This is a genomic window from Pseudomonas sp. AK-TSAG1-1 (assembly GCF_056821665.1).
In genome coordinates, this window is record NZ_CM165965.1 from 5,354,825 (window position 1) to 5,372,001 (window position 17,177).

The 17,177-nt window shown below is 59.8% G+C and carries 17 protein-coding genes; 8 read left to right on the plus strand and 9 right to left on the minus strand.

The features are described 5' to 3' along the window. Positions 1-2: 2 nt before the first annotated feature. Positions 3-260, minus strand: a complete 258-nt coding sequence (gene rpmA, locus AC1UK9_RS24210) for a 50S ribosomal protein L27 (RefSeq protein ID WP_003228360.1) — start codon at positions 258-260, stop codon at positions 3-5. 35 nt (positions 261-295) lie between these two features. Next, positions 296-607 (minus strand): 50S ribosomal protein L21, encoded by a 312-nt coding sequence (gene rplU / locus AC1UK9_RS24215; RefSeq protein WP_003228361.1) that lies wholly within the window; start codon positions 605-607, stop codon positions 296-298. Positions 608-848: 241 nt separating this feature from the next. Here rplU and AC1UK9_RS24220 point away from each other — a divergent pair, with 241 nt between their 5' ends. The 3 genes from AC1UK9_RS24220 to AC1UK9_RS24230 all read left to right on the plus strand — a co-directional run bounded on the left by AC1UK9_RS24220 (position 849) and on the right by AC1UK9_RS24230 (position 2,805). After that, positions 849-1,817: a polyprenyl synthetase family protein gene (locus AC1UK9_RS24220; protein WP_007963807.1), complete on the plus strand. Its 969-nt coding sequence runs from the start codon at positions 849-851 to the stop codon at positions 1,815-1,817. 183 nt (positions 1,818-2,000) lie between these two features. Beyond that, complete coding sequence (locus tag AC1UK9_RS24225) at positions 2,001-2,342, plus strand: zinc ribbon domain-containing protein YjdM (RefSeq protein ID WP_025108781.1); 342 nt, start codon at positions 2,001-2,003, stop codon at positions 2,340-2,342. A gap of 205 nt (positions 2,343-2,547) precedes the next feature. Next, on the plus strand, positions 2,548-2,805 hold the full coding sequence (locus AC1UK9_RS24230; RefSeq protein ID WP_025108780.1) for a PA4570 family protein: 258 nt from the start codon (positions 2,548-2,550) through the stop codon (positions 2,803-2,805). Positions 2,806-2,937: 132 nt separating this feature from the next. Here AC1UK9_RS24230 and bamJ read toward each other — a convergent pair whose 3' ends face one another. The 3 genes from bamJ to AC1UK9_RS24245 all read right to left on the minus strand — a co-directional run bounded on the left by bamJ (position 2,938) and on the right by AC1UK9_RS24245 (position 4,606). After that, positions 2,938-3,555: a BamJ family beta-barrel-assembly machinery protein gene (gene bamJ, locus AC1UK9_RS24235; RefSeq protein ID WP_007963802.1), complete on the minus strand. Its 618-nt coding sequence runs from the start codon at positions 3,553-3,555 to the stop codon at positions 2,938-2,940. A 121-nt stretch (positions 3,556-3,676) separates the two neighbouring features. Continuing rightward, the gene (locus tag AC1UK9_RS24240) at positions 3,677-3,982 is read right to left on the minus strand and encodes a DUF6482 family protein (protein ID WP_025108779.1); all 306 of its coding nucleotides are present in this window, start codon (positions 3,980-3,982) and stop codon (positions 3,677-3,679) included. Positions 3,983-4,117: 135 nt separating this feature from the next. Then, positions 4,118-4,606 carry a TIGR00645 family protein gene (locus AC1UK9_RS24245; RefSeq protein WP_025108778.1) on the minus strand — a complete coding sequence of 163 codons (489 nt, stop codon included), beginning with the start codon at positions 4,604-4,606 and terminating at the stop codon, positions 4,118-4,120. Positions 4,607-4,782: 176 nt separating this feature from the next. Here AC1UK9_RS24245 and AC1UK9_RS24250 point away from each other — a divergent pair, with 176 nt between their 5' ends. After that, positions 4,783-6,615 (plus strand): hypothetical protein, encoded by a 1,833-nt coding sequence (locus tag AC1UK9_RS24250; protein ID WP_482578642.1) that lies wholly within the window; start codon positions 4,783-4,785, stop codon positions 6,613-6,615. Between the two features lie 6 nt (positions 6,616-6,621). Here the strand turns inward: AC1UK9_RS24250 and AC1UK9_RS24255 are convergent, their stop codons facing one another. Both AC1UK9_RS24255 and AC1UK9_RS24260 read right to left on the minus strand, forming a co-directional pair. Further along, complete coding sequence (locus tag AC1UK9_RS24255; RefSeq protein ID WP_007963794.1) at positions 6,622-6,951, minus strand: PA4575 family protein; 330 nt, start codon at positions 6,949-6,951, stop codon at positions 6,622-6,624. 310 nt (positions 6,952-7,261) lie between these two features. After that, complete coding sequence (locus AC1UK9_RS24260; RefSeq protein WP_025108776.1) at positions 7,262-9,700, minus strand: Lon protease family protein; 2,439 nt, start codon at positions 9,698-9,700, stop codon at positions 7,262-7,264. A 300-nt stretch (positions 9,701-10,000) separates the two neighbouring features. On the opposite strand from AC1UK9_RS24260, the gene AC1UK9_RS24265 reads away from it, so the two are divergent. The 4 genes from AC1UK9_RS24265 (at position 10,001) to AC1UK9_RS24280 (ending at position 13,579) form a co-directional block, all read left to right on the plus strand. Continuing rightward, positions 10,001-10,489: a DUF3015 domain-containing protein gene (locus AC1UK9_RS24265; RefSeq protein WP_025108775.1), complete on the plus strand. Its 489-nt coding sequence runs from the start codon at positions 10,001-10,003 to the stop codon at positions 10,487-10,489. Positions 10,490-10,585: 96 nt separating this feature from the next. Continuing rightward, a complete protein-coding gene (locus tag AC1UK9_RS24270) occupies positions 10,586-12,439 on the plus strand; it encodes an Lnb N-terminal periplasmic domain-containing protein (protein WP_482578643.1) in 1,854 nt (617 codons plus the stop codon). A gap of 218 nt (positions 12,440-12,657) precedes the next feature. Next, on the plus strand, positions 12,658-13,014 hold the full coding sequence (locus AC1UK9_RS24275) for a hypothetical protein (protein WP_025108773.1): 357 nt from the start codon (positions 12,658-12,660) through the stop codon (positions 13,012-13,014). 70 nt (positions 13,015-13,084) lie between these two features. Continuing rightward, positions 13,085-13,579 (plus strand): GreA/GreB family elongation factor, encoded by a 495-nt coding sequence (locus AC1UK9_RS24280; RefSeq protein ID WP_025108772.1) that lies wholly within the window; start codon positions 13,085-13,087, stop codon positions 13,577-13,579. Here the strand turns inward: AC1UK9_RS24280 and gdhA are convergent. Together gdhA and ettA are read right to left on the minus strand one after the other, a co-directional pair. Further along, positions 13,576-14,913 carry an NADP-specific glutamate dehydrogenase gene (gdhA, locus tag AC1UK9_RS24285; RefSeq protein WP_482578644.1) on the minus strand — a complete coding sequence of 446 codons (1,338 nt, stop codon included), beginning with the start codon at positions 14,911-14,913 and terminating at the stop codon, positions 13,576-13,578. The genes AC1UK9_RS24280 and gdhA overlap by 4 nt on opposite strands. 347 nt (positions 14,914-15,260) lie before the next feature. Beyond that, on the minus strand, positions 15,261-16,925 hold the full coding sequence (gene ettA / locus AC1UK9_RS24290) for an energy-dependent translational throttle protein EttA (protein ID WP_025108770.1): 1,665 nt from the start codon (positions 16,923-16,925) through the stop codon (positions 15,261-15,263). Positions 16,926-17,177: the final 252 nt, after the last annotated feature.

Sequence of the window (17,177 nt, forward strand, 5' to 3'; positions counted from 1 at the left end):
GATTAAGCCGCGACAACGCTCACGTAACGACGACCGAAGGCGCCTTTTACTTCAAACTTGATCACGCCTTCGATTTTCGCGAAGAGGGTGTGATCTTTACCCATGCCAACGCCGTAGCCAGCGTGGAATTGGGTGCCGCGCTGACGCACGATGATGTTGCCGGCCTTGATGACCTGGCCGCCATACATCTTCACGCCAAGGCGTTTGGCTTCTGAGTCGCGACCGTTACGGGTACTACCACCAGCTTTTTTGTGTGCCATGAGTTCAATTCTCCTAGTGAGGAATTAGGCTGTAATTAAGCCTGAATACCGGTGATTTTGATCTCGGTGAACCACTGGCGGTGGCCCATACGCTTCATGTGGTGCTTACGGCGACGGAACTTGATGATGCGGACTTTATCGTGACGACCTTGGGAGATCACTTCAGCCTTGACGGTTGCGCCAGCAACAACAGGTGCGCCGATGTTCACGTCGTCGCCATTGGCGACCAGCAGAACGCGGTCAAAAGTCACGGATTCGCCAGTAGCGACTTCCAGTTTTTCGATCTTCAGGTATTCACCTTCAGCGACCTTGTATTGCTTACCGCCGGTAACGATTACTGCGTACATGGTATTTCTCCGATAATCCTGCTCACCCAGCTCTTTATAAGAAGAGGTATTGGCTGGCATGGCTGCATGGGGCTGGAACGGCCCAAGTGCAATTGCGTAAGGCAGGTGCTGCCCAGGAAGTTCAGGGTGCGCGATTGTACGCAAGCTGCCGCAGCCATGCAAGTGGCCGTCCATCGCGCCTTGACAGGCCCGGGTGGGGGTCCTAGCATGCCGCGCAACCCTTCTGGAGCAACTGTCGCTGATGCAACCCCAAGCTTTCTACCGCGCGGTGGCGGACGATTTTAGCGCCGTCGACGGCATCATCAAGAAGCAGCTGACTTCCCGAGTGCCGCTGGTATCGAAAATCGGCGATTACATCACCTCGGCCGGTGGCAAACGCCTGCGTCCTTTATTGGTGCTGCTGTGTGGCAAGGCGCTGGGCCGCGAAGGCGACGACCTGCGTCTGCTGGCCGCCACCATCGAGTTCCTGCACACCGCGACCCTGCTGCATGACGACGTGGTCGACATGTCCGGCATGCGCCGCGGCCGTTCGACCGCCAACGCCATGTGGGGCAATGCCCCAAGCGTACTGGTCGGCGACTTCCTGTACTCGCGCTCGTTCGAAATGATGGTCGAACTGGGTTCGATGCCGGTGATGAAGATCCTGTCCCAGGCCACGCGCATCATCGCCGAAGGCGAAGTGTTGCAACTGTCCAAGGTGCGCGACGCCAGCACCACCGAAGAAACCTACATGGAGGTCATCCGCGGCAAGACCGCGATGCTCTTCGAAGCCTCGACCCACAGCGCTGCGGCGCTGGCCGGTGCCACCGCCGAGCAGAGCGAAGCCCTGCGTACTTTCGGTGACCACCTGGGCGTCGCGTTCCAACTGGTCGACGACCTGCTCGACTACAAGGGCGACGCCGAAACCCTGGGCAAGAACGTCGGTGACGACCTGGCCGAAGGCAAGCCGACCCTGCCGCTGATCTACACCATGCGCGAAGGCACCCCTGAACAGGCTGCCCTGGTGCGCCAGGCGATCCAGAAAGGCGGGATCGAAGACCTCGAAAGCATCCGCATCGCCGTGGAAGCCTCGGGTTCGCTGGAGTACACCGCACAACTGGCCCGCGATTACGTGGCCCGTGCGATCAAGTGCCTCGACGCGCTGCCGGCCAGCGAATACCGCGATGCACTGGTGGAACTGAGCGAGTTTGCGGTCGCCCGCACGCACTGATCTGCCTTCTGTGGGAGCGGGCTTGCTCGCGAAAGCAACCTGTCATTCAACATCAATGTTGACTGACACACCGCCTTCGCGAGCAAGCCCGCTCCCACAGTTGTTTCTGCGATACGCCCTCCCGCCGCAAAAACCTTATACAATGTGCGACTTTTAGCGAACCACATCCCTCAAGGAGTCTTAGTGAGCACGTTGCCACCCTGCCCGAAATGCAATTCCGAATACACCTACGAAGACGGCGCCCAACTGATCTGCCCTGAATGCGCCCACGAATGGTCGGCCAGCGGCGAAGCCGAAGTGGCGTCAGATGATGCCGTGAAGAAAGATTCGGTCGGCAACGTCCTGCAGGATGGCGACACCATCACCGTGATCAAGGACCTGAAGGTCAAGGGCACCTCGCTGGTGGTCAAGGTCGGCACCAAGGTCAAGAACATCCGCCTGTGCGATGGCGACCACGACATCGACTGCAAGATCGACGGCATCGGCCCGATGAAGCTCAAGTCCGAGTTCGTCAGAAAAGTCTGATTCTGCTGTCAGCCATCCCGCGCCCGGCGCGGGATGGTGTTTCGCCCTCCTCGCTTTGCCCCCGCATATACGCGTAATAGCCAGAAGCCAGCCGTTTTGACCTTACGCAATCTTTACCCGGAAAAAATCGCAATCCGCCAATAGGCACTTGCTATTTGATGAATAAGAATTATTCTCATTGAAACCTTTCAAGGAGAAGATACCCATGACTTATTTGATCGACGCCTGGCTGGATCGCCCACACCCGTACCTCAGAATCCTGCATCGGGAAACCGGAGAGGTCTGTGCGGTACTGGAAGAAGAAGCCCTGCATGAGTTGCAGGATCAAGGCGATCTGGACGTCAGCAGCCTGAATTCCAGCGAACCGCTGGTGCTCAAGGAGCTGGTGCGCAATCTGTTCCTGTTCTGCTATGCCCGGGCGTTGCGCCCGACCAGTGAGCTGCATCACAAGATCGAAGTATGAAATACGGTAAAAACTGTAGGAGTGAGCCTGCTCATGAGAGCAGTGTGTCAGCCAGCTGAGCAGTCGACTGACAACACGCCATCGCGAGCAGGCTCACGCCTGCATTAGCCCGCCATCAAGGCAGGCCCGGGATTACAGAACGTCCAGCAGCTCGACGTCGAATACCAGAACGCTGTGCGGCGGGATGCTGCCAACGCCTTGAGCGCCGTAAGCCAGCTCGCTCGGCACGTACAGGCGCCATTTGCTGCCGGCATTCATCAGTTGCAGGGCCTCGGTCCAGCCGGCGATCACGCCGCCAACCGGGAACTCTGCAGGCTGGCCACGATCGTAGGAGCTGTCGAATACAGTGCCGTCGATCAGCATGCCGTGGTAGTGAGTACGCACGGTGTCTTCACGGGATGGCTTGGCACCTTCGCCCTGGGTCAGCACTTCGAATTGCAGACCGGAAGCCAGGGTGGTGATGCCTTCTTTCTTGGCGTTTTCAGCCAGGAAAGCACGGCCTTCGCCTGCTGCGGCTTCAGCTTTGGCAGCGGCTTCGGCTTGCATGATCTCGCGGATCACTTTGAAGCTGGCGGACATCTCTTCCTGACCCACACGGCTTTCCTTGCCGGCGAACGCGTCGGTCAGGCCTGCCAGGATGGCGTCCAGGCTAACGCCCGGTGGCGGGTTGTCGCGCAACTGGTCACCCAGCTGACGGCCGATGCCGTAGCTGACGCGGGTTTCGTCGGTGGACAGATTTACTTCGGACATGACACTGCTCCGCTGTGCGGACGGCCACAGGACTTGCCGTGCGTGCACAGCGCGTCCCGGCGCGCCCGGAACCAAAAGGGCGAGCAGACTAGCACAGATGCCCGGTGATGGGGCGCAAGGCCTACAGGGCAGAGCGCCAGGCAAGCGGCACTTTCAGGCTTTCATCAACGCTGCCGCCCAGACCGCACATTTCATCGTGTACCGAGGTGTGTACAAGGTTGAACGGCAGCACCGGAAAGTTATGCAGCACATCCCGCGCATGCTCCACCGAACGCAACTTCAGCATCTCGCCCTTGAGATCACTCAGCGGATACGCCGCCCCATGCATTCGCGCCTCGAGCAGATAAATCCCGCCCTCCATGGAGATCAGGTTCAGCTCATCGACCTTTCTGGCGATGGCAAACGCATTCAACTCTTGCAGGTTCATGAACGCACCTCGTGCGGTGGCGAGCCAAGACCTTTACAGGGATATGCCCGCGCGCACCAAAGCACAAGCCACAAACGACACCGCCCGTCTGTTTCACAACAGACGGGCGGTATTTTTGCAGCGATCAATCGTTGATCAGTGCTTGGTGACCTTGTCCAGGTAACCCATGGCGAACGCCGAGATCACGAAGGTCATGTGGATGATCACGTACCACATCAGGTGTTCGGGATCGACGTTTTTGGCGTCCATGAAAATCCGCAGCAGGTGGATCGAGGAAATTGCCACGATCGAGGCCGCCACTTTCATCTTCAGCGACGAAGAGTCCATGGTGCCCAGCCAGTTGAGCTTTTCCTTGCTGTCGTCGATGTCCAACTGCGAGACGAAGTTTTCGTAGCCGGAAATCATCACCATCACCAGCAGGCCACCGACCAGCGCCATGTCGATCAGCGACAGCAGCACCAGAATCAGGTCCGACTCGGCCATCGAGAACACGTTGGGGATGACGTGGAAGACTTCCTGGAAAAATTTCAGTGCCAGCGCCAGCAACCCGAGGGACAGGCCGAAGTAGATCGGCGCCAACAGCCAGCGCGAGGCGTACATTGCGTTTTCGAAAAAGCGTTCCATTGAATCTCACACAAGGGGGGTTGTAATCAGGGGCGAGTATAACAGTCACCTGTGACAGCCAGAAACCGCCCGGCTTGCACCTCCAATCACCGCAACCTGCGTGTGTGTATGTGATTTTTTTTCTGCTACTGTCCAAACCATTGACCGCCTAGCGAAAGTGGACAGGACGACTGGAAATGGATGTGCGATTGCCGTTGACGACTGCCGGAATTTGCCTCGTTCTGATGCTGGGTGGCTGCTCTCCCGGCGAGGAGAAAAAGCCTGCGGTCAGCCTCGAAGCCAAGACAGCGACGTTCGAACATTCACTGGACGCCATCACCGATCCGAAACTCAAGGATGCCGTGACAGAGCTCGGCGGTTCGCTGCTGCTGCTCGAACGCGCACAGCTCAAACTCGACAGCACACCGCTGAAAACCATCTACGGCGAAGACACCCTCGGCATCCTCAAGCACTACCCTTCCCCACAGGCGCTGGTCGACACCTTCATCAACGGTCTGTTCGTACTGCACAAGGACGCCAGTTCCGACTACCTCACCGACCTGCAACCGGTGTTCCCCTTCAATCTCAATATTCCCGGTGGCTTTCTGTTTCCCCATGGCGTGGAATGGCAGTCGGTGACGCTGAGCAACAAACGCGTGATTGCCTATCAACCGGAGTGGTCGGAAACCGATCCAGGCATCCAGTTGAGCCCATCCAGCTCCAACGTCAACAACCCCGATGACCTGACCGTGACCTACCCATTCATCGAGGGCCTGGACGTGGACAGGAAGAGCCAGCCGCAACCGGTGAGCCTGCAAGGCAAAGTTGAAGTCATCGCGCCGCGCCGCCTGGTCAGCTTCGACCTGAGTCAGAAGGACGTCGGCCAGACCCGCACCGATGACAACCTCAGCGTCACCCTGCTGAAGCTTGCAAAGAACTACGCCGAAGTCGAATTCAGCAATAATCAGCCACTGGCCCCCGAGGTCGAGGGGGCTCAGCTCAACCCGCTGATCGTTCAGGCCCGTGACACCACCGGGCAATACCTGGTGCGTGCCGGTTCGATCAACGAGAGCCCGGCACAAGTGACCTTCTATGAAAAACAACTGGCGTATCTGCAACAGCAGAAAACCTGGAGCGATACCCTGGAAAAGCAGCTGGAGGACGAACAGCACGCCTTCGAGCAGCAGCATCCGCGCCGGTACAACAAGGTCTATTTCAGCGGCCCTATCGATACCCTGGAAGTCAGCGTGCTCGACTTCTCCTCGGCGACCGTGACCCGCAAGGCGCTGGATCTGCCAGTGCGCACCTTCAGTCAGCACACCACGGACAAAGCCATCCAGCCGCTGGACCCGGCGGTGGTGGTCTATGACGATCTGGCACCGAACTGGCTCAAGGGTGCGAGCCTCACTGAAGAAGAGCTGAAGGCCGGCATCCGCATCCATCAATCCGTGGAGGAGCCCAGCGCTGCGCGTATCGAGTTCTCCCACCGACGCACCTTCAACGATGAATTGCTCGGCGATGACTTCAGCCCCGGCGACAGCCCGGTGACGTTTTTCACCGAAAAACGCAGTGGCAAACTCGATGAGCCGATCGAACTGCCGCCCGAGGCGTATCAGGTCGATCCGCTGCAGGCGACCATCACTTACGATTTGAATCTGTTCCCGGAAACCCCGGCGATAGCCGTGGGCTCGATGCCGTTGTTTCTCGCCACCGTGGACAAGAAAACCTACGACGCCAAGTCACTGCCCAAAGGCCTGGAGATCAAGAACAACACGCTTGTTGTGGACCTGAAACTGTTTTCGGCCAACGCCTGGCGATTCTTCGTCAAGGACGACAGTGGCAACTACCTGAAACAGATTCTCTCGGTCAGCCACGACGCGAGTGCAGAAGGCCCGGCGCTGTTCGGCGTGCATTACTTCTATGGCCGTCCAACGCACGTGGAGACCTATCAGCGAACCGACCTCAATACCGTGCAATACGGCTTTGAGGTCAAGCTCGACAAGGCGCAGCAGACCGACACGGCGCCGTGATCACGCCTAATGGTCGAACACGCCGACCGTACGCCCACGCCCACCGTTGATCTGGCGCAGTTGTGCCTGCAGGTGCAGGCTCCAGATCTGCGGGTCGTCGGCCAGTTCATAGCCGTGCATCGTCAGGCTTTCAACAATGGTGTCCAGAATGGACTCGGCGGCGACCGGCCCGTGAAACGGGCCTTGGGCCTTGATGGCGGAAGGTTGTTCACCGGCCATGCCGGCGGCGAAGAGCAAGGTCCACATGCCGTTATCGCCGGCCAACGGCTTGATGGCGCATTCGATGCGGGTCACAAGACCCAGGCATTGACGGGTGAGGCAGAGGTTGCGCGACATGGCGGCGACCCTCGGTAAAGCCTGTATTCAGCCTTCACGCGAAGGCTGTTTCGATCCAGTGATACTGTCGATGTCCTTGAGCTGAGAATAGAAGAAAAGTCTGCCGCGCAAGCCGGATAGAACCAGAAGGCGCCGAATGGTCACTGTGTGAATATTGGCGTCAGAGTAGTGGCACTTTTCCTGAAGATCACCGCAAAAACACATGTAGGAGTGAGCCTGCTCGCGATAGCGGTGTATCAGACAAAGCAACAGTGACTGATGAATTGCCATCGCGAGCAGGCTCACTCCTACAGTTTGCCCGGGTTAAGGCTTACGCCGGTTTGGCTTCGGCCAAGGCTTCCTGGGCTGCTTCCTTCTCGGCCTCTTTGAGGTCTTCTTCGCTGATCATTTCGGCAATCACCCGCAGGCGCTCGACCACCCGCGCGTTGACGCTGCCCTCCGGGAACTGGCCTTCGGCATCCGGCTCACCGGCCGGCTCGCCCACCAACAGGCTCAGCGCTTCATCGGCCTGACGCACGGCGTACACGTGGAACTGCCCGGCACGCACCGCCGCCAGCACCTTCTCGTCGAGCATCAGCGTGGCGACGTTGGCCTGCGGAATGATCGCACCCTGCTCGCCGGTCAGCCCGCGTGCTTCGCAGAGGCGGAAGAAACCTTCGATCTTCTCGTTGACCCCGCCGACCGCCTGCACTTCACCGAACTGGTTGATCGAACCCGTGATCGCGAAGCACTGCTTGAGCGGAGTTTTCGACAGCGCCGAAATCAGCGTGCAAGCCTCGCCCAGCGAAGCACTGTCGCCATCGACGTAACCGTAGGATTGCTCCAGCGCGATGCTCGCGGAAATCGCCAGCGGGAATTCCTGGGCGTATCGGCTGCCCAGATACCCGGTGAGGATCATCACGCCCTTGGAGTGGATCGGCTGACCGAGGTTGACCTCACGCTCGATGTCGACGATGCCGCTGCCGCCCGGGTACACCGTAGCGGAAATCCGCGCCGGTACACCGAACGCCGAATCACCGACTTCGAGTACGGTCAGGCCGTTGCACTTGCCGACCGCTGCGCCGTCGGTGTCGATCAGGATGATCCCGGCGAGCATGTCGTCGAGAATCCGCGCCGATACACGGCCAGTGCGAGTGGCCTTGGCTTTCAGCGCGCGTTCGATGTGCCCGGCGTCGGTCATATCATCGCCGGCCAGATGCCGGATGAAATCCGCTTCGCTGACCAGTTGAAACAAATCACCGATACGCGCCGACAAACGCCCCTGATGCTCGGCCAGCCGTGCGCTGTAGGTCGCCAGGCGCGCCACCGCATCGGCGGTCAGCGGCGCCATGCCTTCTTCCGAAGTGCGAGTCTTCAGCAACTGGGCGAACTGCTCCAGGCTTTCGTCGACCATCGGAATGTCTTCGTCGAAGTCGACCAGCACCCGGAACATTTCCTGGAAGTCCGGATCCAGGTCCTGCAGCGTGTAATACAACTGCCGCGCACCGATGATCACCACTTTGACCTGCAGCGGAATGTGCTGCGGGTTGAGGGTCACCGTGGCGAAACGGCCCATTTCGCCCAGCGGCGATTCCATTTTCAGCTTGCGCGATTGCAGGGCGCGCTTAAGCGCGTCCCACACGAACGGTTCGCTGAGCATTTTTTCCGCTTCAAGAATCAGGAACCCGCCGTTGGCGCGATGCAGCGCACCCGGGCGCAACTGCCGATAGGTCGTGTAGAGCGCACCCTGATCGGTGGTGTATTCGATGCGGCCGAACAGGTTTTCGTAGGTCGGGTGCGGCTCGAACACCACCGGCGCGCCACCGCTGGCCGGATGACCGACCACCAGGCTCGGCGCGTATTGCTCTTCCAGCAGCTTGCGCGCTACGGCGTCGGTCTTGCTGTCGTCGACCAGTTGCTCGACCACGGTTTTCAACAGGTACACCTGCATCGCTTGCAGGTAACCGCAGACGGCGGCGTTCTCCGCGTACTTCTCGGACAGCGGCGACAGCAGCGGCTGCAAGGCCAGGGTGATGGTTTCTTCGTTGAGCTGACGCAACTGATTGTTCGACTCGCGCTTCCACTGCGGCAGGCTTGCGAGTTCTTCGTTCAGCCGTTCTTCGAGACCGGAAATGTCCTCGTGAAAACGCTCGCGTTCGGCTTCAGGCAATTGCGAAAACTCGGCTTCATCCAGCGCCTTGCCTTCGAGCATCGGGGTAAAGGCGATGTTGCTGCTGTCGCGGTACAGGGCGACGTCTTTTTCCAGCGCCAGACGTTCGATGACGTCCAGTGCCTTGTCGTAGCGCTGGTTGAAGGCGCGGTCGATGGCGCTTTTTTTCTGCTGGTAGGACGGGTGCTCGAACACCGCCGGAAAAGTCGCCAGCAGGTTGTCGATCAAGCCGTTGATGTCGCCGATGAACGCGCCGGCCGTGCCCGAAGGCAGTTCCAGTGCGCGGGGTTCGCGCGGTTCATCGAAGTTGTTGACGTAGACCCAGTCCGCCGGGGTCTGCAGGCGTTTGCCTTCGGCCTTCAGATAGCGTTTGACGAACGAGAAGCGACCGGTGCCGGGTTCGCCCATGACAAAGACGTTGTAACCGGGGCGTGGCATGGCCACACCGAACTGCAAGGCTTCGACCGCACGTTCCTGGCCAAGCACACCGCGAAAGGGCTCCAGATCATTGGTGGTAGTGAAGCTGAACTGTTCAGCGGAAAACGGACGGGTCAGCGCTTCGGGCGCAAGACGCAAGCTGGCAGCAACAGGATCAGGCATCGGGCTTCCTTAACAATCAGGCGGGGCAGATAGCGGCATTCTGGCGCTGCCCGTGCCCCACTGGCAAGGCGCGCCATGCGACAAAGCATAGACAAGCGCCCTGTCGCACGGCCGCCCCCGTGAAACCGGGAGTCTCAACGAATAATCAGCAAAAAATCACGGAACCACGGGAACGTGCCTAAACTCCAAACTGCGCGGCTGGAACTAATAACCGGCCCACTGGCTTCGAAAGGGTCTGTCTAGGCAGCACTTGGGGGCCAGAACCCTGTCCATTGGTATGCACACAAAGAGAACAAAGCTATGAAACGGATTCTTCTCGGTACTCTCTTCACCGTTGTTTCCCTCAATGCCATGGCTCAAGCGCCAGGCGGTCCGGATTGCGGTTGGGGCAACATGCTGTTCGAAGGTCAGCGTGGCACCCCGGCACACTTCCTGGCATCCACCACCAACGGCACTTCCGGTAACGCCACGTTCGGTATGACTTCCGGCACCAACGGTTGCTCGACCAACGCGTCGCTGACTTACGGCGGTAAATCCTGGTTCGCCATGAATGGCATGATGAACGAGCTGTCCGAAGACATGGCAAAAGGCAACGGCGAAGCGCTGACGACTTATGCCGTGGTACTGGGCGTGGCGCCGGAAGACCGTGCGCATTTCGCTGCCGTCACTCACGAGCACTTCCAGCAGATCTTCAGCAAGGCTGACGTGACCGCCGAAGACGTGCATACCAACACCCTGGCTGTACTGAAAGCAGATCCTCGTCTGGCCAAGTACGCGACTCAGGCTTAAGCTCGACCCCCGCCCGCTTCTTTCGGGAAGCGGGTTTTATTTTTTCGGCCCGTCCCTCCCTGGGTCTTTATTTCTGTCCTGTTCAAGTTGCCGACTATGCTCAAACGCCTTGCCTGGCTGGCGCTCTGTGTCTGCGCCCCGCTGTCCGCCGCGCCTCACGTCGACCCTCAACGTTTGCAGCAACTGGCCAACGATCGCTTCTGGATTTCCCTCGGCCACTACGAAACCGCCAAGCTCGGTGGCTGGCGCAGCTATGTCAGCGACAAGAAGTTCTTCCTCGCCCCCGACGGCAATGAACACCCCGACCATGAACTGGCCGCCACCGTGCAAGCGCTGTACGCCCCGGCCAGCCTCGGCGAACGACACGCACAATGCGTCTATCCGGCGCGCACGCGCTGGCTGAAAGCTCAGCTCAACCTCAGTGATCTGCCGACGCCCGATTGCGCCGAATTCAACAAATGGTTCAAGGACGTCTCGCCGCACAGCGCGGTGATGATCTTCCCGGCGGCTTACCTCAACAGCCCGTCGTCGATGTTCGGCCACACCCTGCTGCGTATCGATCAGGCTGACGTGCAGGCCGACAAGACCTCGCTGCTCAGCTACGCGATCAACTTCGGCGCCTACATCGAAGGCTCCGACAACAGCATCCTTTACGCCTGGAAAGGCTTGATGGGCGGCTACCCGGGGCTGTTCGCTCTGGTGCCGTATCAGGAAAAGCTCTCCGAGTACCGCAGCCTGGAGAACCGCGACCTGTGGGAATACCGGCTGAACCTGACGCAAGCAGAAACCGCGCGCATGGTCGAGCATGTATGGGAGTTGAAGCAGATCCAGTTCGACTATTTCTTCTTCGACGAAAACTGTTCGTATCGTCTGCTCGAACTGCTGCAAGTGGCGCGCCCGAGCCTGCGCCTGACCGAGCAATTCCCGCTGACCGCCATTCCCACCGACACGGTCAAAGCGGTGAAAGAAGCCGGGCTGGTGGAAAGTATCGAATACCGCCCGTCCCGCGAGCGTGAACTGCTCAGCCGCGCCGAGCCGTTGAGCAGCGACGAACAGCAATGGGTGCTGAAGGTCAGCGCCGATCAGCAGGTGCTGCAGGAGCCGACCTTCAAGGCCCTGCCTCGGGATCGCCAAGCGCTGATCATCGATGCCGCGTATCGCCTGGAGCGCTACCGCGCCAACGGTCAGGAACGTGATGCGCAACGGGCGCAGCGCAGCTTCGAACTGCTGCGGGCGATCAACAAGAACCCGGCACCGGAGTTGCAGATTCCCCAACCGGGCCTGCCGGAAGACGGCCACGAATCGCGCACCTGGCAGGCCGGCGTCGGCACCCGGGGCGATCGCGCCTTTGGCGAGTACGGCTTGCGCATGGCCTATCACGACCTCAACGACAACGCCGAAAGTTTCCCCCTCGGCGCACAGATTGAAATCCTGCAGATGAAGCTGCGTCAGTACGAAGGCAACCAGTGGCAGTTCCAGCAACTGGACCTGGCGACCATCCGTTCGCTGACCCCACGCAATGAGTTGCTGCAGCCACTGTCATGGCAAGTCACCGGTGGTCTTGAGCGCGTGCCGGGCAAGCACGATGACGAAACCCTGGTCAGCCACGTCAACGGTGGCGGTGGCGGCACCTGGCAACTGGGCGAAGACACGCTCGGCTTTGCCCTCGGCACCGTGCGCATCGAGCACAACAATGATTTCGCCGGGTTCGTCGCGCCGGCCAGTGGTTTCAACACCGGCGTGCTGTGGAAAAACCCGCTGGGCAATCTCAGCGTCGAGGCCAAGGGCGATTACTTCACCAACGGCGAAGTGCGCCGCAGCCTGAGCCTGAACCAGCAATGGGCGTTGTCGCGCAACCTGGGTTTGCGCCTGAGTGCGCAGCGTGAATTCAGTCATGTGGCGACCCCGGAAACCGAGGTAATGCTCGAAGTGAAGTGGTATCACTACTGATCTGAAGCCCAATCAGTAACCCTTGTGGGAGCGGGCTTGCTCGCGAAGGCGTCGTGTCAGGCGATTCAAATGTTGCCTGACACACCGCTTTCGCGAGCAAGCCCGCTCCCACAGGGGGCTCCGGTGTTCAACGAATTACTCACATGTCTTTCACCAACGCCCGACGAATCCGCTTCTAGACTTTCCCTATCAGCCGAGAGTCGGCGCGGGAGAGTGCGATGTGGCGGTGTGCGGGGCTGTTGGGTGTTTTGCTGTTTCTCGGGGGTTGCCAGACCACCCACGAAGACTTGATCGCCAAAGGTTATCCACCGGCCTTCGCCGACGGCTTTGACGATGGCTGCATCAGCGGACGACAGGCTGCCGGCTCGATCAGTGGCGAGTTTCGCAAGAACGTGCCGCGCTATCTCAAGGACAAGCAATACGCCGAAGGCTGGACCGACGGCTTCCGCCAGTGTCAGGCGATGCTGGAGAACAAGGATCGTGAAGCGTATCGCAACGAACACTGGGACGAACGCGAGCGCGCCTGGCAGCAGCAGAAAGATCAGGACGCCGGGCGGGCTTATCGCTCGCAATAGGTCGCTTCCAGACATCCAGTGAAACCAAACGTCGGCGACCATGGACCAATTCCTATAACAGGAGGACACCATGAGCCGCGCTTTCGTCAACGAAGACAACGCCGCTGCGCAAGCCGATCAGCCCGTCGAACGGCAGGTCAGCGCGCAGCCCAATTACGTCACACCGCAAGGATTGGCGCAGCTGCAGGCCAAGGTCGCCGAACTGCAAAGCCTGCACGCCGAGCAGTCGGCCAACGGCGAACAGGCCGACAAGCAACGGCTGGCAGATCTGGAACGGGATCTGCGCTATTTCAATCAGCGCCTCAGTAGCGCACAGGTCGCCGCGCCTGCGTCATCCACCGACAAGGTGCAGATCGGCAGCTGGGTGACCTACGCCGACGAACACAGCACCGAGCGTCGGGTGCAACTGGTCGGCGAAGATCAGGCCGACGCCAGCCAAGGCCTGATCAACTGGGGCTCGCCGCTGGGCCGGGCGCTGCTGGGGGCCCGGCTCAATGACGAAGTGTTGTGGCAACGCCCCGCCGGCGATCAGGTGATTGAAGTGATTCGCATCGAACCGGCCTAGACCACACCCTGAGCGAGCATCGCATCGGCCACTTTGACGAAGCCGGCGATGTTCGCACCTTTGACGTAGTTGATCCGCCCGTTCTCTTCGCCGTAATGCACGCAGGCGTGGTGGATCGACTGCATGATCGCGTGCAGCTTGCTGTCCACCTCCCCCGCCGTCCACAGCAGGCGCATGGCGTTCTGCGACATCTCCAGACAGCTCACCGCCACCCCGCCGGCATTCGATGCCTTGCCCGGGGCGAACAGAATGCCAGCGTCGATGAAGATATCCACAGCCTCCAGCGTGGTTGGCATGTTCGCGCCTTCGGCGACGCACACGCAGCCGTTGCGCAGCAGGGTGCGCGCGGCGTCGGCGTCGAGTTCGTTCTGAGTGGCGCATGGCAGCGCGATGTCGCACGGCAGCGACCACGGCAACTGCCCGGCGCGGAACTCCAGACCGAACGCCGCGGCCAACTCGCTGATGCGTCCACGCTTGACGTTCTTCAACTCCAGCAACGCCAGCCATTGCTCTTCGCTCAGGCCAGACTCGCAGTACAGCGTGCCTTCGGAGTCGGACAGCGAAATCACCTTGCCGCCGAGGTCCATGACCTTGCGCGCCGCGTACTGAGCGACGTTACCGGACCCGGAAATCGCCACACGCTTGCCTTCGACGGTCTGTTCGCGGCGCTTGAGCATTTCTTCAGCGAAATACACGCAGCCAAAACCGGTAGCTTCCGGACGAATCAGGCTGCCGCCATAGGTCATGCCCTTGCCGGTCAGGACGCTGGTGAACTGGTTGCTCAGGCGTTTGTACTGGCCGAACAGGAAACCGATCTCCCGCGCACCGACACCGATATCACCGGCCGGCACGTCGACGTCGGCACCGATGTGCCGGTACAGCTCGCTCATGAAGGCCTGGCAGAAACGCATGACTTCGGCGTCGCTCTTGCCCTTCGGATCGAAGTCCGAGCCACCCTTGCCGCCGCCCATGGGCAGCGAGGTCAGGGAGTTTTTGAAGGTCTGCTCGAAAGCCAGAAACTTCAGCACGCCCAGGTTCACCGAAGGATGGAAGCGCAAGCCGCCCTTGTACGGACCGATGGCGCTGTTCATCTGGATGCGGAACCCGCGATTGACCTGAACCTTGCCCTGATCGTCGACCCACGACACGCGGAACACCACCGCCCGCTCCGGCTCGCAGATGCGCTCCAGAATCCCTGAAGTCAGGTAATGCGGATTGGCTTCGAGAAACGGCCACAGACTGCGCAGAACTTCTTCGACGGCCTGGTGGAATTCGGGTTGATCCGGGTCGCGTTTTTTCAGCCGGGCGAGGAAGGATTCGACGGATTCGATCATGGGAAAAGTCTCGGCAAATTTATTGTCGTTGGAAGAGATTGAGCCGGACTGTAACAAACGAATTGCGCACAGGAACAGCGCAAAATGTCGCAGTTATGAAATTAAATGGTGCACAGGATATAAATCCCGACCCTTTTTCGGGATTTTTTGCACCTGAACAGGGAGTGCAGATCCAAGGCTTGCACCAACAGTTACACCACTATCGCGAGCAGGCTCACGCCTACACAGGGGAGCATTTCAAACGTGGGAGCGGGCTTGCTCGCGAAGGCCGCACCTCGGTCTTCCTGAAAAAAACGCAAAAAAAAACGGAGCCCGAAGGCTCCGTTTTTTCATGCCACCAGCCCGAATCAGGCCAGTTTCTTGTGGCGTACCCGGTGTGGCTGGGCAGCCGCTTCGCCAAGGCGTTTTTTGCGGTCGGCTTCGTACTCGGTGTAGTTGCCTTCGAAGAACACGGCTTGCGAGTCGTCTTCGTACGCCAGGATGTGAGTCGCGACGCGGTCCAGGAACCAGCGATCGTGAGAGATCACAATGGCAGCGCCCGGGAAGTCCAGCAGGGCTTCTTCCAGGGAACGCAGGGTTTCAACGTCGAGGTCGTTGGACGGTTCGTCGAGCAGCAGGACGTTACCGCCCTCCTTCAAGGTCAGCGCCAGGTGCAGACGACCGCGCTCACCACCGGACAGGTCCTTGACGAACTTCTGCTGATCGCCGCCCTTGAAGTTGAAGCGACCGACGTAGGTACGCGACGGAATCTCGTAGTTGCCAATGCGGATCTGGTCCGAACCGTCGGATATCTGCTGGAACACCGTCTTGCTGCCGTCGAGGTCTTCGCGGCTCTGGTCAACGCAGGCCAGTTGCACGGTTTCGCCGACTTCGATGCTGCCCGAATCCGGCGTTTCCTTGCCCATCAGCATGCGGAACAGGGTCGACTTACCGGCACCGTTACCACCGATCACGCCAACGATGGCGCCTTTAGGCATGGAGAACGACAGGTTGTCGATCAGCACGCGATCGCCGTAGCCCTTGGTGACGTTCTTGAACTCGATGACCTTGTCGCCCAGGCGAGGACCGGCCGGGATGTAGATCTCGTTGGTTTCGCTGCGCTTCTGGAATTCCTGCGACTGCATTTCTTCGAAGCGTTGCAGACGTGCCTTGGATTTCGACTGGCGGGCCTTGGCGCCTTTGCGCACCCACTCCAGCTCTTCCTTCATGGCTTTTTCGTGAGCCGACTGCTGCTTGGATTCAGCAGCCAGACGGTCGGATTTGGCTTCCAGCCAACCCGAGTAGTTGCCTTCATAAGGAATGCCCGCGCCGCGGTCGAGTTCCAGAATCCAGCCTGCAACGTTGTCCAGGAAGTAACGGTCGTGCGTGATCGCGACCACAGTGCCCGGGAAGTCATGCAGGAAGTGCTCAAGCCATGCAACGGAGTCGGCATCCAGGTGGTTGGTCGGCTCATCGAGCAGCAGCATGTCCGGGGCGGACAGCAGCAGACGGCACAGGGCCACACGACGTTTCTCACCACCGGACAGGTGTTCGACCTTGGCGTCCCAGGCCGGCAGACGCAGGGCGTCGGCCGCGACTTCCAGTTGACGCTCCAGGTTGTGACCATCGCTGGCCTGCAGGATCGCTTCGAGCTTGGCCTGTTCGGCAGCCAGCTTGTCGAAGTCGGCATCCGGGTCGGCGTAAGCGGCGTAGACCTCGTCCAGACGCGCTTGCGCATCCTTGATCACGCTGACTGCTTCCTCGACCACTTCACGCACGGTCTTGGTCGGATCAAGTTGTGGCTCTTGCGGCAGATAACCGATGTTCAGGTCCGGCATCGGACGGGCTTCGCCCTCGAACTCGGTGTCGACGCCGGCCATGATTTTCAGCAGCGTGGACTTACCCGAACCGTTGAGGCCGAGTACGCCGATCTTGGCGCCGGGGAAGAACGACAGCGAAATGTTTTTCAGGATTTCCCGCTTCGGCGGAACAACTTTGCCCAGCCGATGCATGGTGAATACGTATTGAGCCATGGAGAACCTTGGGTCAGTGACAGATGAATGATTGGAGCGCAGGCGATGCCCGGCCAGACCATGCGCGTCGTTCACTTAATGGTGATCAATGCGTGCGCGCTGAAAAAAGTCTGATTCTAGGAGCTGGAACGCTCCCGCGTAACCGGCAAAGCTACCTGAATGACCGGTGGCAGTCCAGCCGAGTGGGGCTGGCACTTCGCCACAACTCAAGGCATGCTAGCCGCCCTTCGGGCGTCCGGCTTATAGTGCACG

Bases quoted from the DNA above. Each gene is read 5' to 3' on its own strand.
- rpmA (WP_003228360.1), bottom strand. From the start codon at position 260: ATGGCACACAAAAAAGCTGGTGGTAGTACCCGTAACGGTCGCGACTCA.
- rplU (WP_003228361.1), bottom strand. From the start codon at position 607: ATGTACGCAGTAATCGTTACCGGCGGTAAGCAATACAAGGTCGCTGAA.
- AC1UK9_RS24220 (WP_007963807.1), top strand. From the start codon at position 849: ATGCAACCCCAAGCTTTCTACCGCGCGGTGGCGGACGATTTTAGCGCC.
- AC1UK9_RS24230 (WP_025108780.1), top strand. From the start codon at position 2,548: ATGACTTATTTGATCGACGCCTGGCTGGATCGCCCACACCCGTACCTC.
- bamJ (WP_007963802.1), bottom strand. From the start codon at position 3,555: ATGTCCGAAGTAAATCTGTCCACCGACGAAACCCGCGTCAGCTACGGC.
- AC1UK9_RS24240 (WP_025108779.1), bottom strand. From the start codon at position 3,982: ATGAACCTGCAAGAGTTGAATGCGTTTGCCATCGCCAGAAAGGTCGAT.
- AC1UK9_RS24245 (WP_025108778.1), bottom strand. From the start codon at position 4,606: ATGGAACGCTTTTTCGAAAACGCAATGTACGCCTCGCGCTGGCTGTTG.
- AC1UK9_RS24250 (WP_482578642.1), top strand. From the start codon at position 4,783: ATGGATGTGCGATTGCCGTTGACGACTGCCGGAATTTGCCTCGTTCTG.
- AC1UK9_RS24255 (WP_007963794.1), bottom strand. From the start codon at position 6,951: ATGTCGCGCAACCTCTGCCTCACCCGTCAATGCCTGGGTCTTGTGACC.
- AC1UK9_RS24260 (WP_025108776.1), bottom strand. From the start codon at position 9,700: ATGCCTGATCCTGTTGCTGCCAGCTTGCGTCTTGCGCCCGAAGCGCTG.
- AC1UK9_RS24265 (WP_025108775.1), top strand. From the start codon at position 10,001: ATGAAACGGATTCTTCTCGGTACTCTCTTCACCGTTGTTTCCCTCAAT.
- AC1UK9_RS24270 (WP_482578643.1), top strand. From the start codon at position 10,586: ATGCTCAAACGCCTTGCCTGGCTGGCGCTCTGTGTCTGCGCCCCGCTG.
- AC1UK9_RS24275 (WP_025108773.1), top strand. From the start codon at position 12,658: ATGTGGCGGTGTGCGGGGCTGTTGGGTGTTTTGCTGTTTCTCGGGGGT.
- AC1UK9_RS24280 (WP_025108772.1), top strand. From the start codon at position 13,085: ATGAGCCGCGCTTTCGTCAACGAAGACAACGCCGCTGCGCAAGCCGAT.
- gdhA (WP_482578644.1), bottom strand. From the start codon at position 14,913: ATGATCGAATCCGTCGAATCCTTCCTCGCCCGGCTGAAAAAACGCGAC.
- ettA (WP_025108770.1), bottom strand. From the start codon at position 16,925: ATGGCTCAATACGTATTCACCATGCATCGGCTGGGCAAAGTTGTTCCG.